3 protein-coding genes are annotated in these 2,508 nt (G+C 60.2%); all 3 read right to left on the reverse strand.

What is annotated here, in order from left to right; genetic code table 11:
* Window positions 1-8: 8 nt before the first annotated feature.
* The 3 genes from FHT84_RS31215 to FHT84_RS31225 all read right to left on the reverse strand — a co-directional run bounded on the left by FHT84_RS31215 (window position 9) and on the right by FHT84_RS31225 (window position 2,431).
* Complete coding sequence (locus FHT84_RS31215; RefSeq protein ID WP_113251705.1) at window positions 9-1,628, reverse strand: IS66 family transposase; 1,620 nt, start codon at window positions 1,626-1,628, stop codon at window positions 9-11.
* Window positions 1,629-1,703: 75 nt separating this feature from the next.
* Window positions 1,704-2,048 carry an IS66 family insertion sequence element accessory protein TnpB gene (gene tnpB, locus FHT84_RS31220; protein WP_069611408.1) on the reverse strand — a complete coding sequence of 115 codons (345 nt, stop codon included), beginning with the start codon at window positions 2,046-2,048 and terminating at the stop codon, window positions 1,704-1,706.
* Window positions 2,045-2,431, reverse strand: coding sequence for a transposase (locus FHT84_RS31225; RefSeq protein ID WP_113251703.1), 387 nt, complete (start codon window positions 2,429-2,431; stop codon window positions 2,045-2,047). The genes tnpB and FHT84_RS31225 overlap by 4 nt, the downstream gene beginning before the upstream one ends.
* Window positions 2,432-2,508 lie beyond the last annotated feature (77 nt).

The raw sequence follows: 2,508 nt of genomic DNA on the forward strand, positions 1-2,508 counted from the left end.
GTAAGCGGTTAGCTGATGGCGTCAGGCCTGAAGTTCCATGGCATAAGCGCCTCGAGCTCGGATACTGGCCAGCCTTGAGCGATGCGGGTCAATGTCTGGGAGAGCCAGTCGAGCGGATCGACGCCATTTATTTTGGCTGTCTGCAAGAGGGTGGCGACCGTCGCCCAGGTGCGTCCACCACCCTCGCTGCCGGCGAATAGACTGTTCTTTCTCGTAATTGTTTGGGGCCTGATCGCGCGCTCGACGACATTGGAGTCGATTTCGATCCGGCCGTCCGTCAGGAAGCGCTCCAGTGCTTCGCGCCGGGTGAGCGCGTAGCGGATTGCTTCGGCGGTCTTGGACTTGCCAGAGACCTTGCCCAGTTCCTTCTCCCAAAGATCAAAGAGGCCGGAGACGATGGTTGCAGATTTTTCCTGACGCAGCACGGAACGGCTGTCGGCATCTCGACCGCGGACATCATCCTCGATGCGCCACAGCTCGGTCATCGCGATGATCGTGTCCGTTGCAGCCTTCGAGACTCCGCTGATGTGAAGGTCGTAAAACTTGCGGCGTAGGTGCGCCCAGCACCCTGCGAGTTGGATCGTTTCATTGCTGCCGGCTTTGGCACGCGTCTTGGCGAGATTGGTATAGGCCGAGTAGCCGTCGACCTGCAGAATACCGCTGTATCCGGCGAGATGACGTGCCACGCAATCAGCGCCCCTGCTGTCCTCAAAACGATAGGCCACCATTGGCGGACTGGTTCCGCCATAGGGGCGATCATCGCGAGCATAAGCCCAAAGCCAGGCCTTCGTCGTTTTCCCCGAACCGGGCGCAAGAGTGGGTAAGGTGGTTTCGTCGGCGAAGATCCTTTCGCCCTCCTTGACGCGCTCGAGGATGTAATCGGCGCATATCTGCAGCTCGAAGCCCAGATGCCCCATCCACTGGGCCATCAACGATCGGCTGATCTCGACACCGTCGCGTAGATAGATTGCCTCCTGCCGGTAAAGCGGAAGGCCGTCGGCGTATTTGGAGACGGCGATATAGGCGAGCAGCCGCTCCGTCGGCAGGCCGCTTTCGATGATGTGTGCCGGTGCCAACGCCTGGAGCACGCCATCGTTGCCCCGGAAGGCATATTTGGGGCGACGCGTCACGATGACCCTGAACTTCGGTGGCACGACATCCAGTCGTTCGGAGCGATCCTCACCGATCAGGACCTTTTCCAGCCCCTCGCAGCCGGCCGGGATCTCCGGCTCGATCACTTCCTCTATGCGTTCGAGATGAGCGGCAAAACTCTTGCGCGGACGTGGTGCTCGTTTCGGCTTTTCCTTGGCCGCGCGATCGAGCTCGCTCTGGATCGCCGAAAGGCCGGTCTCAACTTCCTCGAAAGCAAAGGAGACCTGCTCGTCGTTGATGCCAAGGCGCAGCCGCTCGGAACGGGTGCCATGTTGCGTGCGCTGCAGAACCTTCAAGATCGATGTGAGGTTGGCAATCCGCTCGTTGGCGCTCTTCTCCATCGCCTCCAGCCGGGCGATCTCAGCTTCAGCGGCCCTCAGTCGGGCTTCTTTCGCAGCCTGCTCGCGCGCCATCGCGAGGACCATCGCTTTCAGCGCGTCAATGTCGTCCGGCAAGTCGTGAGGGGGCAAATCCATGGGAATGAGTAGAGCACAAAAACCGCCGTTTTCCCAACCATTACAGCGGCATGATTCATCTTGCCGCAGGCCCTGTCAGCCCGTCAACAAGGGCCGCCGGACCTTGGCCGGGCGGATCTTTTTCCAATCCATTCCGGCTAGCAACGCCATCAGCTGAGAATGGTCCAGACGTATCCGTGCCGCCGATATGCCCGGCCAGCAGAAGCCTTGATCTTCCAGGGTTTTCGAATAGAGGCAGACACCACTGCCATCCCACCAGACAATACGAATACGATCAGCCCGTTTCGACCGGAAGACGTAAAGCGCGCCATTGAAGGGATCGAGGCCGCCATCCCGCACCAGCGCCATCAAAGAGACGGCCCCCTTGCGGAAGTCGACCGGCTGGCACGACACATAAACCACCACACCGGAGGCGATCATGCCTTGCGAGCCGCCCGTAGAACCCTCACCAGATGATCAGGGTCGAACTCGCCGCCGACGCGCACCACCATATCCGCAATGACAATATCGACCGAGCCGCTGCTCATCGTATCAACGCGCGCGAACTTGATCTCCTTGCCCATTCCCTCCGTCAGGGGCGCAACAACTCCCGATGCCAGTGCCTTGCGACGCCACCCATAAAGCTGCGAGGGATCCAAGCCTTCAGACCGGGCAATCGCCGAGACATTGGCCCCAGGCTGCAACGTCGCGGCCACGATCCGCGCCTTCTCATCATCCGACCAGTCACGCGGCTTGCGTCGTCTTCGCACCGGCTCCGCCGTCAAAACCTCAAAGGTTCGAGGGTGATTCACACTGTCGCTCATGGAATTCTCCGCATGACTCATGCAGAAAATCGCCGATCAGCAGGCCGAAAGATACGTGGGGTGGCCTACGCGCTTAC

The sequence above is a fragment of the Rhizobium sp. BK289 genome (genome assembly GCF_014193575.1).
In the GTDB taxonomy this organism is placed as follows: domain Bacteria; phylum Pseudomonadota; class Alphaproteobacteria; order Rhizobiales; family Rhizobiaceae; genus Rhizobium; species Rhizobium tropici_C.

What these genes read in the sequence shown, in the direction of transcription:
- FHT84_RS31225 (WP_113251703.1), bottom strand. Translation starts at nt 2,431, where the DNA reads ATGAGCGACAGTGTGAATCACCCTCGAACCTTTGAGGTTTTGACGGCG.
- tnpB (WP_069611408.1), bottom strand. Translation starts at nt 2,048, where the DNA reads ATGATCGCCTCCGGTGTGGTGGTTTATGTGTCGTGCCAGCCGGTCGAC.
- FHT84_RS31215 (WP_113251705.1), bottom strand. Translation starts at nt 1,628, where the DNA reads ATGGATTTGCCCCCTCACGACTTGCCGGACGACATTGACGCGCTGAAA.